Below are 23734 nucleotides of genomic sequence, written 5' to 3' on the forward strand. Positions count from 1 at the left end.
CTCCTTCGTCAGTCGGCGCGGCGGCCCAGTTCGGTGTCGATGAGGTGGAAGATCTCGTCGGCCGAGGCGGTCGCGAGCCGGGCCGTCGGGTCGACGTCCGGTGCCGCGCGTTCGTCGGTGAGCCGGGTCAGCACCGCCTGTAGGCGTGCGACGAGCTGGGGCGTCTCGGGGTCGGCGTCGTCCCGGGCGGCCACCGTCGCCTCCAACCGGTCGAGCAGCGCCGACAGCGACGGGGCCGGACCGGTGCCGGCCGACCCGGCGGTGAGCTGCGCGAGCAGGTAGCGGGCCAGGACCGCCGGGGTGGGCTGCTCGAACACGAGTGTCGGGGCGAGCACCAGCCCGGTGGCGGCCTGTAGCCGGTCGCGCAACTGCACGGCGGTCATCGAGTCCATGCCCGCGTTCTGGAACGGCAGGTCCGGGCCGATGGCCGTGGCGTCGACGTGCCCCAGCGCCCGCGCCGCCTGGTCGAGCACCAGGCCACGGACCAGCCGCTCCTGGGCGTCGGGGTCCAGGCCGGTGAGGCGGTCGACGAGCCGCACGCCGTCGTCGCGGGTGGCCGGTGCCGTCGGCCGGGGGACCAGGTCACGCAGGACCGGCGGCACGTCGGTGCCGGCCGGCACCGCCGCCAGGTCCAGGGCGGAGGCCGGCAACAGCGGCTCGACGCCGATCGGTCCGGCGGCGAACGCGGCGTCCAGCAGGGTGGCCGCCCGGGTCGTGGTCAGCGGCCGGTGGACGGCATCCCCGGCCGGCGGCCCCCACGCCACGACGACAGCCGGCAGTCCGCGGTGCGCACGCCGCCGCGCCACCGCCTCCGCCAGGGCGCGGTTGTCCAGCGTGCTGACCAGCACGAACGCGGCGGGCCCCGGACCGGGGAGAAGCTCGTCCAGGTGTACGGGCAGATCCTCGCCGGGATCGTCGTCCCCGGCGTGGATGACGGCGGTCAACGGCTCTCCGGGCGGGACATCGGCGAGGATCTTGGCCAGTGCCTCCCGGCCGAGCCGTGCGTCGCCCACCGTCAACAGCCGTCCGACGTCGCGTCGGCGGGCCAACTGGGCGGCCAGGATCCGACCCGGCGTCGTCTCCGCCCCGGTCAACAGGACGGTGCCCGTCGGGTCCAGGACGCAACCCGGGCCGGCCGGTCGGGTGGCCTGCCGCAGCCGGGGCACGTAGAGCCGGGTGCGGCGCACCGCGACGTCGGGTTCGTCGAGGCCCAGGACCGCATCGACCAGGTCGGGAGCGACCTCGTCGGCGTCGGCGTCGACGAGGACGAACCGGCCCACGGCGGAGCGTTGCCGAACCCGCAGCAGCTCCCGGACGGCGCCGGTGGTGGCGTCGGGCATGTCGTCGTCGTCGACCCGCACCGCGCCGCGGGTGACGACCACGAGCGGCCGGCCGTCCGGCACGGTGTCGAGCAGGTCGGAGAGCCAACCGGCGGCGGCGTGCACGGCGTCGGCGACGGGGGCGTCGAAGCGCGGGAGCTCGGCCACCGTGGCCCCACCCGGCCGGTGCGTCGACATCTCGGCCGGCTGCCAGCCCAGGGCCAGCAGGGCCGGGGCGGCCGGGGACAGCTGCTGCGGCGCGACTGCCGTGTAGGTCAGTTCGTCGACCGTGCCCACGAGGTCGCCGTCCCCGTCGGTGAGCCGGACCCGGACCCTCCGCTCGTCGAGCACGGTGACGTCGGCGTGGACCGCCACCGGGCCCCGGTGCCGCAGGTGCACCCCGCGCCACCCGGTCGGCACCAGGACCGTCCCCGCCTCGACCGGGAGCAGGTCGCTGTGGACGGCCGCGTCGAACAGGACGGGATGCAGCCGGTAGCGGCCCGCCTCGTCGTGGAGGTGCTCGGGCAGGGCGACCAACGGGCCGCCGGTCGGCGCAGCGGTCGGCGGCTCGGGGGGCTCCGGGGCCAGCACACCGGTCCCGTGCACCTGCCACGGGCCGTCGTCACCGGGCCGCACGTACACGCTCACCGGGCGTCGCCCCTGCGCGTCCGGGGTGGCCACCCGTACCTGGAGCGCCAGGGTGTCCTCCGCGGGCAGCACCAGGGGGCCGCTGAGCGTGAGCTGTTCCAGCAGGGGCGTGCCGCCCCGCCCGCCGGCCTCGACCACCAGTTCGGTGAGGGCGGCAGCCGGCAGGACCTCCTCCAGCCACGGCAGGTCCCGTCGGGAGATCCGGCTGTCGAAGGTGAGATCGTCACCCGCGAGGGCGACTGCCGCGCCGAGCAGCGGGTGACCGGTCGCCGTACGGCCGGGGCCGGTGTCGGCCCGCGTCTGCGCGACGGCCCAGTAGCTGCGGGTCTGGAAGGCGTAGCGGGGCAGCTCGACCCGGGTCGCGCCGGTCCCGGCGAACCAGGCGGCCCAGTCGACGGGCACCCCCCGCGCCCAGGCCGTCGCGACGGCGGACACCAGTGACCGCGTCTCGGACGTCCGCCGGTGACCCGTCGCAACGGCCCCGTCGACCAGCGCGGCCAGCGTCGTGTCGGGGCCGATCTCCAGGAACGTGGTCACTCCCAGCTCGCCCAGGGTCGCCACCGCGTCGGCGAACCGGACGGTGGAGCGGATCTGGTTCGTCCAGTACCCGCCGTCGCTCCACTCGTCCCGGACGGGCCGGCCGGTCACCGTCGACACGGCGGGAATCCGTGGCGTCGCGTACCGCACCGCGTCAGCCGTCTCGGCGAACGCCTCAAGCATCGGCGTCATCAGCGAGGAGTGGAACGCGTGCGACACCGCCAGCCGGCGTACCCGCCGACCCCGCCGCGACCACGACGCCTCCGCCTCGGTGACGACGGCCTCGGGGCCGGCCAGCACCAGCGACCGGGGGCCGTTCACCGCCGCGACGTCGAGCCGGGGCTGCCCCTCGGCGACCTCCGCCTCGGTCGCCTCGACCGCCAGCATCGCCCCACCGGCGGGGAGGTCCTGCATCAGGCGGGCCCGTGCGCCGACCAGCGTGGCGGCGTCGGTCAGGGACAGCACGCCGGCCACGTGTGCGGCCGCCAGTTCACCGATGGAGTGTCCGGCCACGAAGTCCGGGGTGACGCCCCACGAGGACAGCAGCCGGAACAGGGCGACCTCGAAGGCGAACAGGGCCGGCTGGGTGTAGCCGGTGTCGTCGAGGCCGTCGCCGGAGTCGACGACGTCCCGCAGTGGACGGGGCAGCAGCGGGTCCAGGGCCGCGCACACCTCGTCGAAGGCGGCGCGGAACGCCGGGAAGGTCTCCCGCAGTTCGCGACCCATCCCCACCCGCTGCGCGCCCTGGCCGGTGAACAGGAACGCCGTGCGCACCTGCGGCGGGACGACAGTGCCCGACACCGAGCCCAGGCCGGCCAGGATCTCCTCCCGGTCCGCGCCCACGACCACGGCCCGGACCGGCAGCGCCGCGCGCCGGGTCAACGAGTACGCCACGTCGGTGGGGTTGAGGTGGGGGTGGTTGGTGAGGTGGTGGTGGAGTCGGGTGGCTTGTTGGGTGAGGGTGTGGTGGTTGTGGGCGGAGATGATGAGGGGTTGGTGGGGTGGGGGGTTGGTGGTGGGTGGTGGTGGGGTGGGTGGGGTGGGTGGTTGTTCGAGGATGACGTGGGCGTTGGTGCCGCTGATGCCGAAGCTGCTGACGGCGGCGCGGCGGGGTTGGCCGGTGTCCGGCCAGGGCTGGGGTCGGGTGAGCAGGGCGAGACCGGAGGTGGTCCAGTCGATGTGGGGGGTGGGTTCGTCGGCGTGGAGGGTGGGCGGCATGTGGGTGTGGTTGAGGGCGTGGGTGAGTTTGATGACGCCGGCGACGCCGGCGGCGGCCTGGGTGTGCCCGATGTTGGACTTGAGGGCGCCAACCCAGGCGGGTCGTTGCGGGGTGTGGTGTTGCCCGTAGGTGTGCTGCAGGGCTTGGGCTTCGATGGGGTCGCCGAGTCGGGTGCCGGTGCCGTGGGCTTCGATGAGGGTGATGTCGTGGGGTTGGAGTCCGGCGTTGTGGAGGGCTTGGTGGATGACGCGTTGTTGGGCGGGTCCGTTGGGTGCGGTGAGTCCGTTGGAGGCGCCGTCTTGGTTGATGGCGCTGCCGCGGATGATGGCGTGGATGTGGTGGCCTTGTTGTTGGGCGTCGGTGAGGCGTTGGAGGAGGAGGAGTCCGGCGCCTTCGGACCAGCCGGTGCCGTCGGCGTGGGTGGAGAAGGGTTTGCAGCGTCCGTCGGGGGCGAGTCCGCGTTGGCGGGCGAATTCGGTGAAGGTGTGGGGTTGGGTCATGATGGTGGCGCCGCCGGTGAGGGCGAGGTCGCATTCGTGGTTGCGGAGTGCGGTGGCGGCGAGGTGGAGTGCGACGAGTGAGGATGAGCAGGCGGTGTCGATGGTGATGGCGGGGCCTTGGAGGCCGAGGGTGTAGGCGATCCGCCCCGACGCCACACTTGCCGCGCTACCACCCGCCAGATATCCCTGTAGCTCCTGCGGTAACTGCTCCAGGCGGGAGCCGTAGTCGCTGTACATGGTGCCGATGAAGACTCCGGTGTTGGTGCCGTGGAGGGTGGTGGGGTTGATGCCTGCGTGTTCGAGGGTTTCCCAGGCGGTGTGGAGGAGGAGTCGTTGTTGGGGGTCGGTGGCGGTGGCTTCGCGGGGTGACATGTTGAAGAATTCGGCGTCGAATTGGTCGGCGTTGTGGAGGAAGCCGCCGTGTTGGGTGTAGGTGGTGCCGGGGTGGTCGGGGTCGGGGTGGTAGAGGGTGTCGAGGTGCCAGCCTCGGTTGGTGGGGAATGTGGTGATGGCGTCGGTGGTGGTGGTGATGAGGTGCCAGAGTTCGTCGGGGGTGTTGGCGTTGCCGGGGTAGTGGCAGCCCATGCCGATGATGGCGATGGGTTCGTCGGTGGTGTGGGTGGTGGTGCGGGTGACGGCGGTGGTGGTCGCGGTGGTGTTGGTGAGGCGGTCGAGCAGGTAGCGGGTCAACGCCCCCACCGACGGATGGTCGAAGGCCAGCGTGGTCGGCAGCGTCAGCCCGGTGGCGGCGGCGAGCTGGTTGCGCAGCTCGACCGCCGTCAACGAATCCAGCCCCAGTTCCTGTAGCGGACGCTCGGCCACCAACGCCACGGCGTCGGCATGGCCCAGGACACCCGCCAACCGGGTCCGGACCAGGTCCGCCACCACCCGGTCGCGTTCGGTCACCGACAGCGCCGCGAGCTGCGTGCCGAGGCCCTGTCCGGGGGACGCCGACGCCCGCGCCGACGGACGCCCCGCCGGTACGAGACCACGCAGCAGCACCGGTGGCTCGGCGCTACGCCGCAGCTGTCCGAGATCCAGGGCGGTGGCGGCGTACAGGGCCGCACCACCGGACAGGGCCTGGTCGAACAGGGCCAGTCCGGCGGCGGAGGAGAGCGGACGCAGCCCGCTGCGGGCCAACCGGCGCAGGTCCGCCTCCGCCAACCGCCCGGTGAGTCCGCTCGACTGCTCCCACAGCCCCCAGGCCAGGGAGACCGCCGGCAGGCCGGCGGCCCGCCGGTGGGCGGCGAGCGCGTCGAGGAAGGCGTTACCGGCCGCGTAGTTCGCCTGACCGGCGGTCCCCACCAGACCGGCGAGCGAGGAGTACAGCACGAACGCCGACAACTCCCGGTCGAGGGTGAGCTGGTGCAGGTGCCAGGCCGCGTCGACCTTGGGTCGCAGCACCGCGTCGACCTGCTCGGCGGTGAGCGCCGTGAGGACGCCGTCGTCGGTGACACCTGCGGTGTGTACGACCGCCCGCAGCGGCCGGTCGGACGGCACCGCACGGAGCACCTCGGCCAGCGCGTCCCGGTCGGCGACGTCGCAGCCGGCGAAGGAGACCTCCGCGCCCAGCGCCGTCAGCTCGTCCCGCAGCGCGGCGACGCCCTCGGCGCGGTCACCGGCCCGACTGACCAGCAGCAGTCGACGGGCGCCGTGGGCGGTCACCAGGTGCCGCGCGACCATCGCACCGAGCACGCCGGTGCCCCCGGTGACCAGCACCGTGCCCTCGTCGAACCGGGGCGGGCGGGCCTGCGCGGCCGTCGCGCCGTCCTCCCGCCGGCCGACGCCGACGCCGTCCGCGGGGCCGAGACGGGGCACCAGCAGCTGGCCGTCGCGGATCGCCACCTGCGGCTCGCCGCCGGCCACCGCCCCGGCGAGCTGCGCGGCGGTGGCGTCGTCGTCGAGGTCCACGATGGTCAGCCGGCCGGGCTGTTCGGTCTGCGCGGAGCGCAGCAGCCCCCACAGGGCGGCGTGGGTCAGCGTGGGGGAGTCCCCGGGCCGGGCCGCCACCGCGCCTCTCGTCACCACCACCAGCCTGCTGTCGGCGTAGCGGTCGTCGGCCAGAAAGCGTCGGGACACCCCGAGCGCCCAGCTGACCGTGGCGTGCGTCCCGGCCACCACGTCGTCGGCGACGTCCGACGGTGTCACGGCGATCAGGACGTCCGGCGGCTGCGCCAGCTCGGTCAGCTCGGCGTGCACCGGCCAGGTTCCCCCGGGGTCGGCGTACGCCAGCGAGGCCACCTCGGGCCCGGTGCCGAGCAACGCCCAGCGTCGCCCGGCCCCGGGGTCCACCGGGTCGGCCGGCTGCCACCGCAGGCTCCACAGCTGACCCGGGCGGCCCGGTCCGTCGTCATCGGCGGCGACGGCCAACGGTCGCAACGACAGGGCGTCGACGGTGGCGACGGGCCCACCGGCCCCGTCGGCGACCAGCACCGCCACGGTGTCCCCGCTGACCGGGGTCAGCCGCACCCGCAGGGTCGTCGCGCCGGCGGCCCGGACCCGGACCCCCGCCCAGGCGAAGGGCATCCGGGCCGGCAGGTCGTCGACGACCCCGGGCAGGAGCGGGTGCAGCGCGGCGTCGAGCAGGGCCGGATGGATCGTGAACCGGTCCGGGTCGTCGACAGTCACCTCCGCGTACCGTACGTCGCCCTGCCGCCACAACCGACGCAGGCCCCGGAAGGCGGGCCCGTAGGTGTAACCGGCCGCGACCAGGCGGTCGTACGCCCCGGTCAGGTCGACCTCGTCCGCGCCGGCCGGCGGCCAGTGGGGCAGGCCCTCCGGTGTGGACGTCCCGTCCGAGGTGAGCAGACCGGTGGCGACCGGGTACCAGTCGGTGTCGACGGTCCGGGCGTGGATGTCGACGCGGCGGCTCCCGTCGTCGCCGGTCGGGCCCACCACCACCTGCACCTGCGCCGCCCCTTCGTCGGGCACGACGAGCGGGGCGAGCAGGGTCAGCTCCCGGACCGTGGTGAGCCCCGTCTCGTCGGCCGCGCGGACCGCCATCTCCAGCAGGGCGGTCCCCGGCACGACCACCCGGCCGTGCAGGAGATGGTCGGCCAGCCAGGGTTGGGTGTCGGCCGAGAGCCGACCGGTCAGCAGCACCTCGTCGGTGTCGGCCCGGCGGACCACCGCGCCGAGCATCGGATGGCCCGCCGGGTCGAGACCCAGCCCGGTGGAGTCGGCGGCGGCCGGCCGGGGATCGAGCCAGTAACGGCGGTTGTCGAACGCGTACGGGGGCAGGTCGACCCGGTTGACGGCGGCGTCGGCGAAGTACGCCGGCCAGTCCACCGACACGCCGCGTGTCCACAGCGCGCCGGCGGCGGCCACCACCGCCTGCGGCTCCGGCCGGTCCCGCCGGCAGGTCGGCACCGCGCCCTCGGCCAGCACCGACAGCACCGCGTCCGGCCCCACCTCCAGCAGGGTGGTCGCCCCCTGGGCGCGCAGCGTCGCCACCGCGTCGGCGAACCGCACGGTCGCCCGGACCTGTCCCGCCCAGTACCCCGGGTCGCCCCATTCCCCGGTCACCAGCGCCCCGGTCACCGTCGACACGGCGGGGATCTCCGGCACCGCGTAGCTGAGGGTGGCGGCCGTCTCGCGTAGGGCGGGCAGCATCGGGTCCATCAACGCCGAGTGGAAGGCGTGCGAGACCGTCAGGCGGCGGACCCGGCGTCCCCGGCCGGCCCACTCGACGCGGGCGCGTTCGATGCCGTCCTCGTCGCCCGCGAGCACCACCGCGCGCGGCCCGTTCACCGCGGCCACGTCCAGCCCCTCCGGCAGCCACCCGAGCAGTTCCTGCTCGTCGGCCTCGACGGCGAGCATGGCGCCGCCGGGTGGTAGGGCCTGCATCAGTCGGGCCCGGGCGGCGACGAGGGTCGCGGCGTCGTGCAGGGTGAGTGTCCCGCTGACGTACGCGGCGGTGAGTTCGCCGACGGAGTGTCCGGCGACCAGGTCGGCGGTGATGCCCCACGAGGTCAGGAGCCGGTAGAGGGCGGTTTCGAAGGCGAACAGGGCCGGCTGGGTGTAACCGGTGTCGTCGAGGCCGTCGCCGGAGTCGACGACCTCGCGTAGGGGCCGGGGCAGCAGGGGGTCCAGTGCGGCGCACACCTCGTCGAAGGCGGCGCGGAACACGGGGAAGGCCTCCCGTAGTTCGCGTCCCATGCCGGTGTGCTGCGCGCCCTGACCGGTGAACAGGAAGGCGGTGCGACCTCCGGTGGCGGCGGTGGTCGGCGTCGCGGTCGCCAGCGCCGCCAGCAGGGCCGCCCGGTCGGTGCCGGTGGCCACCGCCCGCACGGGCAGCGAACCCCGGTGCGCCAACGACAGGGCGACGTCGCCGGCCTCGACGTCCGGCTGCTCCCGGAGGAACTCCGTCAGGCGGTCCACCTGGGCCCGCAGGCCGTCGGCGGTCCGGGCCGAGACCAGCCACGGCGTCACCGGCAGCGGCCCGCCGGTCGCCGGTGGCTGCTCGGGCGCCTGCTCCAGGACGACGTGGGCGTTCGTGCCGCCGAAACCGAACGACGACACGGCCGCCCGGCGCGGCCCCTCGCGCTCGGGCCAGGGTCGGGCCTCGGTCAACAGCGCGAGCCCGCTGGTGGCCCAGTCGACGTGCGGGGTGGGCTCGTCGGCGTGCAGGGTGGGGGGCAGCAGGCCGTGCCGGATGGCCTGGACGACCTTGATGATGCCGCCGACCCCGGCGGCGGCCTGGGTGTGCCCGATGTTGGACTTCAACGAGCCGAGCCAGGCGGGCCGGTCGGGGGAGTGGTCCTGCCCGTAGGTGGCCGCGAGGGCCTCCGCCTCGATGGGGTCGCCGAGGCGGGTGCCCGTGCCGTGGGCCTCGATGAGATCGACGTCGGCGGGGCGGAGCCCGGCGGCGTCGAGCGCGCGCCGGATGACGCGTTCCTGGGCGGGGCCGCTGGGCGCGGTGAGGCCGTTGGAGGCCCCGTCGGAGTTGACGGCGCTGCCCCGCACGACGGCCAGCACCCGGTGGCCGTGGCGCAGCGCGTCGGTGAGGCGCTCGACGAGCAGCAGGCCGACCCCTTCGGACCAGCCGGTGCCGTCGGCGTGCGCGGAGAACGACTTGCACCGCCCGTCGTCGGCGAGGCCGCGCAGGCGGGAGAACTCGACGAACGCCACGGGCGTCGACATGACGGCGACCCCACCGGCCAGCGCCAGGTCGCATTCGCCCCGCCGCAGCGCGGTCGCCGCCAGGTGCAGGGCGACCAGTGACGACGAGCAGGCCGTGTCCACGGTCACCACCGGGCCCCCCAACCCGAGGGTGTACGCCAACCGGCCCGAGGCGATGCTTCCGGCGCTCCCGCTGAACAGGTGACCCTGGAAGCCGTCCGGCGGCAGGTCGGGCCGGGAGCCGTAGTCGCTGTACATGGCGCCGGTGAAGACTCCGGTGTTGGTGCCGTGGAGGGTGGTGGGGTTGATGCCTGCGTGTTCGAGGGTTTCCCAGGCGGTGTGGAGGAGGAGTCGTTGTTGGGGGTCGGTGGCGGTGGCTTCGCGGGGTGACATGTTGAAGAATTCGGCGTCGAATTGGTCGGCGTTGTGGAGGAAGCCGCCGTGTTGGGTGTAGGTGGTGCCGGGGTGGTCGGGGTCGGGGTGGTAGAGGGTGTCGAGGTGCCAGCCTCGGTTGGTGGGGAATGTGGTGATGGCGTCGGTGGTGGTGGTGATGAGGTGCCAGAGTTCGTCGGGGGTGTTGGCGTTGCCGGGGTAGTGGCAGCCCATGCCGATGATGGCGATGGGCTCCTGCTGCCGGTCCTCGACCTCCTGGAGGCGGCGTCGCGCCTCCCGCACGTCCGCGACGGCCCGCTTCAGATATTCGCGGAGTTTGTCCTCGTCAGCCACGTCTTCCCAACTCTCCGGGTTCGTTGCGTCAGGGCCAGGTGCGGGCGGCCGGTCAGTCGCCCTCGTCGATCAGCGCGAACAGCTCCTCGTCACTTGCCACGTCCAGGTCGGCGTCGGCGTCGGCGTCGGTCGTGACGACCCGGAGCAGGTCGCGCAGCCGCGCCGTGATCGGATCGTGTGCCTCGCCCAGGACACCGCCCTCGACCGCCGCCCGCAGGGTCTGACCGAGGCGGTCCAGGTCGGTCAGCAGCGCCTCGGCTTCGGCCCCCTCGGCGGGTCCGACGAGGTCGTCGATGAAGGCGGCGAGGGCGTCGACCGTGGGATGGTCGAAGACCACCGCGGCGGGCAACCGTACGCCGACCGCGTGGCCGAGTCGGTTGCGCAGCTCCACGGCGGTCAGCGAGTCCAGGCCCAGGTCCTGTAGGGCCCGGGCGCCGTCGAGTCCGGTCGGGTCGCCGTGGCCGAGGACTGCCGCCACCTGGTTACGGACCAGGTCGGTGAGGACGTGCCGGCGCTGCGCGGGTGGCAGGTCGGCCAGTCGCGGACCTGCGGGCGCACCGGTGGCCGGCGCGCCGGACCGGGGGCGCGCGGGGGCGGGAACCAGTCCGCGCAGCATCGGGGGCACCTCGTCACCGGCCCGCAGCGTGGCCAGGTCGAGCCGGGTCAGCGCGTACGCCGGATCGTCGCCGGACACCGCGGCGTCGAAGAGGACCATCGCCTCGTCGCTGGCCAGCGGTCGCAGACCGGACCGGCTGAGCCGTTGGCGGTCGCCGTCGGTCAGGTGGCCGGTCAGCTCGCTCGCCTGCTCCCACAGACCCCAGGCCAGGGAGGTGCCGGGCAACCCCTCGGCGCGTCGGTGGGCGGCGAGCGCGTCGAGGTAGGTGTTGCCGGCCGCGTAGTTGGCCTGCCCGGCGGTGCCCAGCACCCCGGCCACCGACGAGTACAGCACGAACGCCGCGAGATCCAGGCCGAGGGTGAGCTCGTGCAGGTTCGCCGCCGCCGTCACCTTGGGGCGCAGCACCCCGGCCAGCTGGTCGTCGGTCAGCGCGGTCACCACGCCGTCGTCCAGCACCCCCGCCGTGTGCACGACGGCGTGCACGGGATGCTCGGCGAGGACGGCGGCCAGCGCCGCCCGGTCGGCGACGTCGCAGGCGGCGAACCGGACCCGGGTCCCCGACCCGGCCAGTTCCTCGGCCAGCTCCGCCGCGTGCGGGGCGTCCGCCCCCTGCCGACTGACCAGGAGCAGGTCCCGGACGCCGTGCTCGTGCACCAGGTGCCGGACCAGGACCCGGCCCAGTGAGCCGGTCGCACCGGTGACGAGGACGGTGCCCGCGTCCCAGCGCGGCCCCTCGGACCGGGGTCCGCCGGTGGCGCGGGCCAACCGGGGTACGAACATCTGCCCGGCGCGGACCGCCACCTGCGGCTCGCCGAGGGCCACGGCCGCGCCCACCACCGCCTCGTCGGGCTCGTCCGCGTCGACCAGGACGATCCTTCCCGGTTGCTCGGTCTGCGCGGAGCGGACCAGGCCCCACACCCCGGCCTGCGCCAGGCCCGCGCGGGTCGGTGGGCCCGGCCCGGCCGCCCCCCGGGTCAGCAGGACGAGCCGGCCGTCGGCGAACCGGTCGTCGGCCAGCCAGCGCTGTACGACGTCGAGGGCGTGCCGGACCACCGCACCCGGATCGGCGTCCGTCGCCAGCACGGGCACCACCACCAACGGGGGCACCGCGTCCCCGGTGACGGCGAGGTCGTCGGTCCACCACTGGGCCGTCGGCCGGGCGGGCGGCCCCGCCGGCGCCGGCACCCAGTCGACCCGTAGCAGCGCGTCCGCGACGACGTCGCGCCCCGGCTGTGCGACGGGTGGGCGCAGGGTCAGTGACCCGATCCGGGCGACGAGGGCGCCGCCGCCGTCGGTGACGGTCAGCGCCACGGTGTCCGGGCCGGTCTCCACGAGCCTGACCCGCAGGGTCGTCGCGCCCGCCGCCACGACCCGCACCTGCGACCAGGCGAACGGCACGAGGGAGCGTCCGTCGTCTCCGGCGGCGATCGGCAGCAGTGGGTGCAGTGCGGCGTCCAGCAGCGCCGGGTGGACGACGAAGCCTCCGGCGGCGGCACGGTCCGCCTCGTCCAGCGCCACCTCGGCGTAGTGCACCGCGTCGGCACGCCACATCCGGCGCAGGCCACGGAACGCCGGGCCGTACTCGTGGCCCTGTTCCGCGAGCCGGTCGTAACCGCCGTCGAGGTCCACCTCCACGGCGTCCGGCGGTGGCCAGGCCAGCAGGTCCGCGGCACCGGCGTCCTGCGCCGGGGCGACGGTGCCGGTGGCGTGGGACGTCCACGGCTGCTGCCCGTCGGCACGGGCGTGCAGTTCCACCCCGCGCGCGCCGTGCGCGTCCGGTTCGGTCACGAGCAGTTGCAGGTGCAGGGGTCCGTGGTCGGGCACCACCAGCGGCCGGAGCACCGACAGCTCCGCCACCTGTGCGCAGCCGATCTCCTCGCCGGCCCGGAGCACCAGTTCCAGCAGGGCGGTGCCGGGCAGCAGCACCACCCCCTGGATGCGGTGGTCGGCGAGCCACGGCGCGGTGGCCAGGTCGACCTGACCGCTGAACACGTGGGCGTCGCGTCCGGCCAGCTCCACGGCGGTGTGCAGCAGCGGATGGCCCAGGCTGCCACCGTCGGCGGCCGGCGTCGGCAACCAGTACCGTCGGGTGTGGAACGCGTACGTCGGCAGGGTGGTCCGGCGGCCGCCCGGGAACACCGCCGTGGCGTCCCACGGGGTGCCGGCGAGCCGGAGCCGGGTGAGCGCGGTGGTGACGGCGGACGACTCGGACGTCCTGGCATCGAGCAGCGGGGTGAGGACGAGGTCGGGGTCGGCGTCGGGCAGGCACTCCCGGGCCAGCGCGGTGAGCACGCCGGCCGGACCGATCTCCAGGTAGCCGCCGACCCCGAGCGAGTCGAGCGACAGGACGCCCTGGTGGAAGTGGACGGTGCCGCGGATCTGCCGGGCCCAGTAGTCAGGCGTGACCAGTTCGGCGGGATCGGCGAGGGCGCCGGTGAGGTTCGACACGATCGGGATCGACGGCTCGTGGAAGGTCAGCCCGGCCAGCACGGTACGGAACGCGTCGAGCACCTCGTCCATGTGCGCGGAGTGGAAGGCGTGACTGACCGGCAACCGGTGTGTCCTGGTGCCCCGGGCCCGCAGCGTCGCGGCGAGGGTGTCCACCGCGGCGCGGTCCCCCGAGGCGACTGTCGCCGCCGGTGCGTTGAGCGCCGCGACGGCCACCCCGGCCGGTGCCGGCAACTCGGCTATCGCGGAGCGCACCTCGTCCTCGCCGGCCTGCACCGCCAGCATCGCGCCGTCCTCCCGGGCGGACTGCATGAGCCGGCCACGGGCGGCCACCACCGTGCAGGCGTCGCGCAGGTCCCAGACGCCGGCCAGGTGGGCGGCGGTGACCTCACCGATCGAGTGCCCCAACAGGTAGTCCGCCCTGATCCCGTACCGCTCGACCGTCCGGTACAGCGCCACCTCGACGGCGAAGAGGGCGGCCTGGGTGTACCTGGTCTGGTCCAGCAGGGCGGAGTCGGCGGTGCCGGGTTCGGCGAACAGCACGGTCCGCAATGGGCGGGGCAGTTCGGGGTCGAGGTGGGCGCAGACCGCGTCGAGGCTCTCGGCGAACACCTGGTGCTGCGCGTACAGCTCGCGGCCCATGCCCAGCCGCTGGCTGCCCTGGCCGGTGAACAGGAACGCCACCCGTCTGCGGTCCGGGCCGGCGAGCCGGCCGTGCAGCACGCCGGGACCGGGCTCCCCGGCGGCCAGGGCGGCCAACCGGGTCAGGAGTTCCGTCCGGTCGCCGCCGACCACGGCGGCCCGCCACGGCAGCACCGCCCGCGTGGTGTCCAGTGAGAAACCGACGTCGGTGGGGTTGAGGTGGGGGTGGTTGGTGAGGTGGTGGTGGAGTCGGGTGGCTTGTTGGGTGAGGGTGTGGTGGTTGTGGGCGGAGATGATGAGGGGTTGGTGGGGTGGGGGGTTGGTGGTGGGTGGTGGTGGGGTGGGTGGGGTGGGTGGTTGTTCGAGGATGACGTGGGCGTTGGTGCCGCTGATGCCGAAGCTGCTGACGGCGGCGCGGCGGGGTCGGTCGGTGTCGGGCCAGGGTCGGGCGTGGGTGAGGAGTTTGATGTTGCCGGTGGTCCAGTCGACGTGGGGGGTGGGTTCGTCGGCGTGGAGGGTGGGGGGGAGGGTGGCGTGGCGGATGGCTTCGATCACTTTGATGATGCCGCCGACGCCGGCGGCGGCCTGGGTGTGGCCGAGGTTGGATTTGAGGGAGCCGAGCCAGAGTGGTTGGTCGCGGTGTTGTCCGTAGGTGGCGAGGAGGGCTTGGGCTTCGATGGGGTCGCCGAGTCGGGTGCCGGTGCCGTGGGCTTCGATGAGGGTGATGTCGTGGGGTTGGAGTCCGGCGTTGTGGAGGGCTTGGTGGATGACGCGTTGTTGGGCGGGTCCGTTGGGTGCGGTGAGTCCGTTGGAGGCGCCGTCTTGGTTGATGGCGCTGCCGCGGATGATGGCGTGGATGTGGTGGCCTTGTTGTTGGGCGTCGGTGAGGCGTTGGAGGAGGAGGAGTCCGGCGCCTTCGGACCAGCCGGTGCCGTCGGCGTGGGTGGAGAAGGGTTTGCAGCGTCCGTCGGGGGCGAGTCCGCGTTGGCGGGCGAATTCGGTGAAGGTGTGGGGTTGGGTCATGATGGTGGCGCCGCCGGTGAGGGCGAGGTCGCATTCGTGGTTGCGGAGTGCGGTGGCGGCGAGGTGGAGTGCGACGAGTGAGGATGAGCAGGCGGTGTCGATGGTGATGGCGGGGCCTTGGAGGCCGAGGGTGTACGCGATCCGCCCCGACGCCACACTGGACAGGTTGCCGGCGAGCAGGAAACCCTCGTGGTCCTTCGGCGGGTTCGGCCGCCCCGTCGCGTAGTCGTCGTACATGGTGCCGATGAAGACTCCGGTGTTGGTGCCGTGGAGGGTGGTGGGGTTGATGCCTGCGTGTTCGAGGGTTTCCCAGGCGGTGTGGAGGAGGAGTCGTTGTTGGGGGTCGGTGGCGGTGGCTTCGCGGGGTGACATGTTGAAGAATTCGGCGTCGAATTGGTCGGCGTTGTGGAGGAAGCCGCCGTGTTGGGTGTAGGTGGTGCCGGGGTGGTCGGGGTCGGGGTGGTAGAGGGTGTCGAGGTGCCAGCCTCGGTTGGTGGGGAATGTGGTGATGGCGTCGGTGGTGGTGGTGATGAGGTGCCAGAGTTCGTCGGGGGTGTTGGCGTTGCCGGGGTAGTGGCAGCCCATGCCGATGATGGCGATGGGTTCGTCGGTGGTGTGGGTGGTGGTGCGGGTGACGGCGGTGGTGGTCGCGGTGGTGTTGGTGAGGCGGTCGAGCAGGTAGCGGGTCAACGCCCCCACCGACGGATGGTCGAACACGACGGTGGCGGGTAGCCGCAGCTGCGTGGCTTCGCCGAGCTGGTTGCGCAGCTCGACGCTGCCCAACGAGTCCAGCCCCAGATCCTTGAACGGACGGTCCGGGTCGATCCTGCTCCCGTCGGGGTGCCCCAGGGCCCTCGCCGTCAGCTGCCGCACCAGTTCCCGTACCCGTGGCTGGCGGTCCTCCTCGGCCAGGGCGGTGATCTCGGCGGCGAGGCCCTGCGCCGCCCCGCCCGCCACCCGGCCCGCCTTAGCCGCCGGCCGTGCGGGTTGCCCGGGCCGGGTCCGGCCCCGCAGGACGGCGGCCACGGTGTCGTCGGCCGAGCCGTGGGCGCGGGTGACGATCCCCGCCGGCACCAGCAGCGCGTGGTCGGTACGCGCCACCGCCGCGTCGAACAGCGCCAGACCGGCCTGCGGCGACAACGGCGTGACCCCGGCCCGGTGCCACCGGCCGACGTCCGCGTCGGTGAGTCGCGCGCCCATCCCGGCCGAGGCGTCCCACAGTCCCCAGGCCAGTGACACCGCCGGTGACCCGGCCGCCCGCCGGTACGCGGCGAGCGCGTCGAGGTACGCGTTGGCCGCCGCGTAGTTCGCCTGCCCCGGCGTGCCCAGCAGACCCGAGACCGAGGAGAACAACACGAGGGTGACGGGTTGCCCGCGGGTCAGCTCGTGCAGGTGCCGGGCGGCGGTCACCTTCGGCCGCAGCACCGTGTCGATCTGCTCCGGGGTGAGGGCCTGCACCGTCGCGTCGGCCAGCACACCCGCCGTGTGCACGATCGTCGTCAGCGGATGGTCGGCCGGAATGTCGTCGCGTACGCGCAGGAGGTGGTCGCGGTCGGTGGCGTCCGCGGCGACGATCCGCACCTCGGCGCCGGCGTCGGTGAGTGCCGCCGACAGCTCGGCGGCACCGGGGCTGTCCGGTCCGCGCCTGCTGCTCAACACCAGCCTGCGCACCCCGTGCGTCGCAACGAGATGACGGGCCAGCAACGCGCCGAGCCCTCCGGTGCCACCGACGATCCACACCGTGCCGTCGGCCCCGGGAAACGGCACGGGTGGGGTCGGCCCGGGGTCGGCGAGCGGCGTCAACCGGGGCACCCGCAGCTGCCCGGCCCGCACCGCGACCTGCGGTTCCCCGGTCGCGAGCGCGACGCCCAGCAGGTCGTCGCCCCGGTCGTCGAGGTCCACCAGGACGAACCGGCCGGGATGCTCGGCCTGGGCGGAGCGCAGCAGACCCCAGACGGGCGCGGCGTCCAGGTCCCCGATGCCCTCACCGGGGCCGGTGGACACGGCGTGCCGGGTGACGACGGCCAGTCGGGTGTCGAGCAGTTCCGGATCGGCCAACCAGTCCTGCACGAGCCGCAGCACCCGGGCCGTGGTCGCGTACGGCTCCCGCGGACCGGGGTCGTCGCCGCCGGGGCGCACCACGGCGAACGGCGTGTTCCGGGCCGGCCCGGGATCGTCGGTGATCTCCACCCACGAGGGGACGTCTCCGGCCGGAGCCGCCACGGCGGGCCACTCCAGGACGTGCAACCGGCCCCCCGGGTCAGCGGTGAGCCGGTCGGCCGGCGCCGCGCGCAGGGTGAGGGCCCGGACGGTGGCCACCGGCCGGCCGGTGACCTCGGCCAGTTCCACCGTGGCCGCGTCGCCGTCGGCGTCGGTGATCCGGACCCGGACGTCCGTCGCCCCGGTCGCGTGCACCTGGACACCGGCCCAGACGAACGGCAGGTTGATCAGGTGACCGGCGTCCCCTGGCGCACGGTCCAGGACCAGGGCGTGCAGGGCGGCGTCGAGCAGGGCCGGGTGCAGGGCGTACCGGGCCGCCTCGTCGCGCAGCTCGGCGGGCAGGCTGATCTCGGCGTACCGGTCCGCGCCGTGCCGCCACCGGGCACGCAGGCCACGGAAGGCCGGGCCGTAGTCGTAGCCGAGGGCGGCCAGTTCCGGGTACGCGTCGTCGCCGGCCTCGGCCACCGCCCCGGCCGGCGGCCAGGCCACCGGCGTCGGCGGGGCCGCCCCGGCGGGGCTCAGCGCACCTGACGCGTGCCGGGTCCAGTCCGTCCCCGCCGGCCCGGTCGTCTCGTCGGCGGCGTAGATCCCGACGTCGCGGGTGCCGTCGGGGCCGGGTGCCGCGACCACGACCTGCACCCGGACGGGACGGTCGAGCCGCAGCGGCACCTCCAGGGTCAGCTCGTCGAGCTGCGGTGCGCCACACCGCAGCCCGGCGGCGACGGCGAGTTCCACCAGCGCCGCGGCCGGCAGCAGCACCGCGCCGCCGACCACGTGCCCGGCCAGCCAGGGCTGCTCGGCCAGGCTCAACCTGCCGACGAGCACCAGTTCGTCGCGGCCGGCGACGGTCGTCCCGGCCCCGAGCAGCGGGTGACCACCCCGGTCGAGGCCGAGGCCGCGCGGATCCGGCGTCGGGTCGCCGGCCAGCCAGAACCGGGTGCGTTGGAACGCGTACGTGGGGAGTTCGACGGTGCCGGCGTCAGGCGTCAGCGCCGACAGGTCGACCGTCGCGCCGGCCACGTGGGCCTGCCCCAACGCGGCGACGAACGTGCCGGTCTCGGCGAGGTCACGGCGGAGCACCGGCACGACGGCCACCGGCTCGTCGGGGAGGCAGTCGTGCATCAGCGGGGTCAGCGCCGCGTCCGGTCCGACCTCGACGAACAGTCCGGCCCCCGCGTCGCGCAGGGCGCGGGTCGCGTCGGCGAACCGGACCGTGTCGCGGATCTGCCCGACCCAGTAGTCGGCGGCGGCGAGGTCGCCGTCGGTGACGAGCCCGCCGGTGACCGTGGACACGAACGGGATGCGCGGCGGGTGGTAGGTGACCCGCCTGGCGGTGACCCGGAACTCGTCGAGCACCGCGTCCATGTGTGCCGAGTGGAAGGCGTGGCTGACCGCCAACGTCCGGGTCCGGCGGCCCTGCGCCGCCCAGCGCGTGGTGACGTCCGCGACCGCCTCGCCGTCACCGGAGATGACCACGGCCCGTGGCCCGTTGACCGCCGCGATGCTCACCGCGTCGCCCCACCCGGCAAGGTCGGGTCGGAGTTCGGCCTCACCGGCCTCGATCGCGGCCATCGCGCCGCCGGTCCGCGCCGCCTGCATCGCCCGTCCCCGGGCGGCGACCAGCCGCGCCGCGTCGTCAAGCGACCACACCCCGGCGACGTGGGCGGCGGCGAGCTCCCCGATGGAGTGTCCGGCGACCAGGTCCGGCACCAGCCCGTGGTGTTCGAGCAGTCGGGTGAGGGCGACCTCGACCGCGAACAGGGCCGGCTGGGTGTACGCGGTGTGGTGCAGCCGGTCGGCGTCCGCCGTGCCGGGCGCGGCGAACACGACGTCCCGCAACGGCCGGTCGAGGTGGGGCGCGAACGCGGCGCACACGGCGTCGAACGCCGCCGCGAAGACCGGCGCGGCGGTGTGCAGCTCGCGTCCCATGCCGAGGCGCTGGGCGCCCTGGCCGGTGAAGACGAACGCGGTCCGGTCCGCCCGCCTGGCGGTCCCGACGAGCACCGACCGGTGTGGCCGTCCCTCGATCAGGGCGTCGAGGCCGGCGAGGAGTTCGGTCCGGCCGGTGCCGAGCACCACGGCCCGCTCCTCGAAGGTCGTGCGCGTGGTGGCCAGTGAGCGGGCGACCGAGGCGGGGTCCACCCCGGGCGTCCCGGCCACCCGGGCACGCAGGCGACGGGCCTGGTCGGTCAGCGCCGCCCGGTCCCGGCCCGAGACCGCCCAGGGCACGGGGAACGGCCCGGGTGCCTGCGGCGGGGGCTCGGGCCACGGCTCGCCCTCCTCGATCACGACATGGGCGTTCGTACCGCTGATGCCGAACGAGGACACCGCCGCCCGGCGGGGACGCCCGGTGCGTGGCCACGGGCGCGCGGTGGTCAGCAGCTCCACCGTGCCGGCCGACCAGTCCACGTGCGGTGTCGGCCGGTCGACGTGCAGGGTGCGGGGCAGGGTGCCGTGCCGCATCGCCTGCACCATCTTGATCAGCCCGCCCACCCCGGCCGCCGCCTGGGTGTGGCCGATGTTCGACTTGAGTGACCCCAACAGCACCGGGCCGGTGCCGTCCCGGTCCCGGCCGTAGGTGGCCAGCAGCGCCTCCGCCTCGATCGGGTCGCCGAGCCGGGTGCCGGTGCCGTGTGCCTCGACCGCGTCGATGTCGGCCGGTGTCAGCCGGGCGTCGGCGAGCGCGGCACGGATGACCCGTTCCTGGGACGGTCCGTGGGGTGCGGTGAGCCCGTTGGAGGGGCCGTCGGAGTTGACCGCCGTGCCCCGGATGACGGCCAGCACCGGGTGACCGTGGCGGCGGGCGTCGGAGAGCCGTTCCACCACCAGCATCCCCACCCCCTCGGCCCACGAGGTCCCGTCCGCGGCGGCGGCGAACGGCTTGCTGCGCCCGTCCGGGGCGAGGCCCCCCTGGCGGGAGAACTCGGCGAACATCCCGGGGCCGGACATGACCGCCGCGCCGCCGGCGAGCGCCATGGACGATTCGCCGGAGCGCAGCGAACGCACCGCCGTGTGCAGGGCGACCAACGACGAGGAGCAGGCGGTGTCGATGGTGAGGGCCGGCCCGAGCAGGCCGAGCTGGTAGGCGATGCGTCCCGACATCAGGCTGCTGGTCGAGCCGGTCAACACGTGACCGGCGACCTCGTCGGCCGCGTGGTGCATCCGGGGTCCGTAGTCCAGGGTGGTGCCGCCGACGAACACCCCGGTCCGGCTGCCCCGCACCGATCGCGGGTCCAGACCGGCCCGTTCCAGGGCCTCCCATGCGGTCTCCAGCAGCAGCCGCTGCTGGGGGTCCATCGCCAGCGCCTCGCGGGGGGAGATGCCGAAGAAGTCGGCGTCGAACAGCGCGGCGTCGTACAGGAATCCGCCCTGGTCGACGGTGCCGGGTGGGGTGCCGTCCGGGTCGGCGGAGAGGTGCTCGGGCCACCCCCGGTCGGTGGGGAATCCCGCGACGGCGTCGGTGCCGTCGGCGACCAGTTGCCAGAGCTCCTCGGGGGAGCTGACCCCGCCGGGGTAGCGGCAGGCCATGCCGATGACGGCGATCGGTTCGACCGGGTCGGTGGGGGCCTGCGGAACGTCGACGGTCGGCTCACCGGCGGGGTCGAGCCGGGTGAGCAGATGGTCGATCAGCTCACCCGGGGTGGGCCGGTCGAAGAGCAGTCCGCTGGGCAGTGCCAGGCCGGTCGCCGCGGACAGGGCGTCGCGCAGCTCGACCGCCATCAGCGAGTCGAAGCCGAGGTCCCGGAAGGTCTGCTCCAGGGCGAGGTGACGTCCGGCGTCGGCCCCCAGGACCGCGTTGACGTGGGTCTGGACCAGCTCGGTCAGCGCCGCCGGGTCGGCCGGCGGCACGCGCCCGACGGTCGACGCCGCGAGCGCCGGTGCCGGTGCGGTCGGCTGCCGGGCGGCGGTGGCCGGTGCGGCGTCGGCCGGCGCGGGGGAGTCGCCGTCGCGCAGCCAGTGCCGTTCCCGTTGGAACGGGTAGGTCGGCAGGGCGATCCGCCGCGCGTCGTGCCGGCCGTGCACGGCGGCCCAGTCCACCTCGGCCGCGCCGGTGACGAACACCCGGGCCACGGCGTCGAGCAGGGTCCGCGTCTCGTCCCGGCCGGCGCGCAGCGCGGCGACCGCGGTGGAGCCCGCCCGGTCGACCACGGCGGCGTCGACCAGGGCCGCGCAGACCGCGTCGGGACCCAGTTCGAGGTACGTCGTGACGCCGTCGGCCTCCACCGCACGTACCGCGTCGAGGAAACGGACCGGACGTCGCACCTGGTCGACCCAGTACCCCGGGTCGGTCGCCTCCGCCGCGTCCAGCGGCCGACCCAGCACCGTGGAGACCACGGGTATCCGTGGTGGCCGTAGCTCCAGGGTGGCGACGACCGCCCGGAAGTCCGCGAGCATCGGTTGCATCAGCGGCGAGTGGAAGGCGTGGGAGACGGTGAGGCGACGACTACGACGCCCCAGGCCGGCCAGTTCGGCGCTGACCGCGTCCACGGCCTGCGCGGTGCCGGAGACCACGACGGCCTCGGGACCGTTCACCGCCGCTATCCCGGCGACGTCCCGGTACGGTTCGAGCAGGGCCGCGACCTCCTGCTCACCGGCCTGGACGGCGACCATCGCGCCCCCGGCGGGTAGCGCCTGCATCAACCTGCCCCGTGCGGCGACCAGGGTCGTGGCGTCGGCCACCGACAGCACGCCCGCCACGTGCGCCGCCGCCAGCTCGCCGATGGAATGGCCGACGAGCCGGGCCGGCCGGACCCCCCAGGACTCGACGAGCCGGTACAGCGCCACCTCCACCGCGAACAGGGCGGGCTGGGTGAAGCCGGTCTCGTCGAGATCCTCGCCCGAGGCGATCACCTCGGCGAGCGGACGGTCCAGGTGCCGGTCCAGGTGTGCGCAGACCTCGTCGAACGCCGCGGCGTAACGCGGGAAGCGGGCGTACAGCTGCCGGCCCATGCCGGCCCGCTGGCTGCCCTGACCGGTGAACACGATGCCGAGCGCACCGGGTCGGGCCGTCGCCGTCACCAGACCGGACGCCGGTCGGCCGGCGGCCAGCGCGGCCAGCCGCTCCCGGAGTTCCCCGCTGTCGTCGCCGAGCACGACGGCCCGGTGGGCGAACCGGGCCCGGCCGGTGGCCAGCGTCCAGCCGACGTCCACGATGTCCGGGTCGTCGGCCGCGACGGCCGAGCCCAACCGGTCGGCCTGGGCGCTCAGCGCCGCCCGGTTGCGGGCGCTGAGCACCCAGGCGACCGGTGCGGGGGCCGGGTCGCCGTCGGGTCGGGCGACGTCCGGGGCCGGCGGGGCCGCCGCGACGACGACGTGGCAGTTCGTGCCGCCCATGCCGAAGGAGCTGACCCCGGCGATCAGCCGGCGCTGCGGGTGCGGCCACGGGGTCAGCTCCCGTTGCACCTCGATACCGAGTTCGTGGAACGGGATCGCGGGGTTGGGCCTGGTGAAGTTGCGGTGCGGCGGAAGCTCGCGGTGTACCAGGCTGAGCAGCACCTTGAGTAGACCCACGATCCCGGCGGCGGCCTCGAGGTGCCCGACGTTCGTCTTCGCCGACCCGATGCGCAGGGTCTGCGCCGCCGGCCGGCCCCGCCCCAGCGCGTCGCCGAGTGCGGTGGCCTCGATCGGGTCGCCGAGCGGGGTGCCCGTGCCGTGCGCCTCGACGTACTGCACTTCGCCGGGCTCGACACCGGCCCGGCGGTACGCCTCCCGCAACACCTCGGCCTGGGCGTCGGCGTCGGGCACGGTGAGGGAGGGGGCGGCCCCGCCGTGGTTGACGGCGCTGCCGCGGATCACCCCGTAGATCCGGTCGCCGTCGGCCACGGCGCGGTCCAGCGGTTTGAGGACGACCACCGCGCCGCCCTCGCCGGGCACGAAGCCGTTGGCCCGCGCGTCGAAGGCGTAACTCTCCCCGTCGGGGGACAGCGCGCCGAACCGCTCCTGTACGACGGCCTGCTCGGCCAGCAGGTCCAGGGTCACGCCGGCGGCGATGGCCATGCCGGACTCCCCGCTGCGCAGGCTCTCGCAGGCCAGGTGCACGGCGACGAGTGACGAGGCCTGCGCGGCGTCGACCGTCACGCTCGGCCCGTGCAGGTCCAGGAAGTACGAGACGCGGTTGGCGATCACCCCGCGGTTCAGGCCGGCCATCGTGTGGGCGGTGACGGCCCCGGTCCCCTGCCGGTACAGCAGGTTGGCGTAGTCGTCGCGTAGCGCGCCCACGAAAACGGCCGTGTCGCTGCCCCGCAACGTCTCCGGCGCCGTCGCCGCGTCCTCCAACGCCTCCCAGGCGAGTTCGAGCACGAGCCGTTGCTGCGGGTCCATCGCCGCGGCCTCGCGTGGCGAGACCGCGAAGAACTCGGCGTCGAAGTCCCCGACCTGGTCGAGCCGACCACGGCGGCGTCCGTCGGTCCCCGTGCTCAGCCCACTCGCACCGGCGCGGAGCAGCGCCCAGAAAGCACCGGGGTCGGCGGCGGCCGGTAGCCGGCAGGACATTCCGATAACAGCGATAGACGTCAAAGCGCTTTTCCTTACCGGAGGAGGCGTTGGCTGGGCGCGGTGGCGTGATCTTCTCAACGTCATCCTGCGGTCGGTTGCTCAATGGGTGGTCATTGGCGGGTAACCATTGATGCCCGTTGACCCGATTTCTGCGTAATGACGGACGGTGGGCGCGCGATGAATTCGCGTCGCTAATTTCACTCGTAAGCCGTTTGCCGAG

Annotated in this window: 1 protein-coding gene and 1 pseudogene; both read right to left on the bottom strand. The window is 74.5% G+C overall.

Translation table 11 applies throughout. The features are described from left to right. Positions 1-8: 8 nt before the first annotated feature. Positions 9-10070: pseudogene (locus ACN267_RS04735) on the bottom strand (SDR family NAD(P)-dependent oxidoreductase); the annotation flags it as partial. A gap of 52 nt (positions 10071-10122) precedes the next feature. Beyond that, a complete protein-coding gene (locus ACN267_RS04740; RefSeq protein WP_421488018.1) occupies positions 10123-23598 on the bottom strand; it encodes an SDR family NAD(P)-dependent oxidoreductase in 13476 nt (4491 codons plus the stop codon). Between the last annotated feature and the right edge of the window lie 136 nt (positions 23599-23734).

The sequence above is a fragment of the Micromonospora sp. WMMD734 genome (assembly GCF_049178975.1).
In the GTDB taxonomy this organism is placed as follows: domain Bacteria; phylum Actinomycetota; class Actinomycetes; order Mycobacteriales; family Micromonosporaceae; genus Micromonospora; species Micromonospora wenchangensis.

Bases quoted from the DNA above. Each gene is read 5' to 3' on its own strand.
- ACN267_RS04740 (WP_421488018.1), bottom strand. From the start codon at position 23,598: ATGACGTTGAGAAGATCACGCCACCGCGCCCAGCCAACGCCTCCTCCG.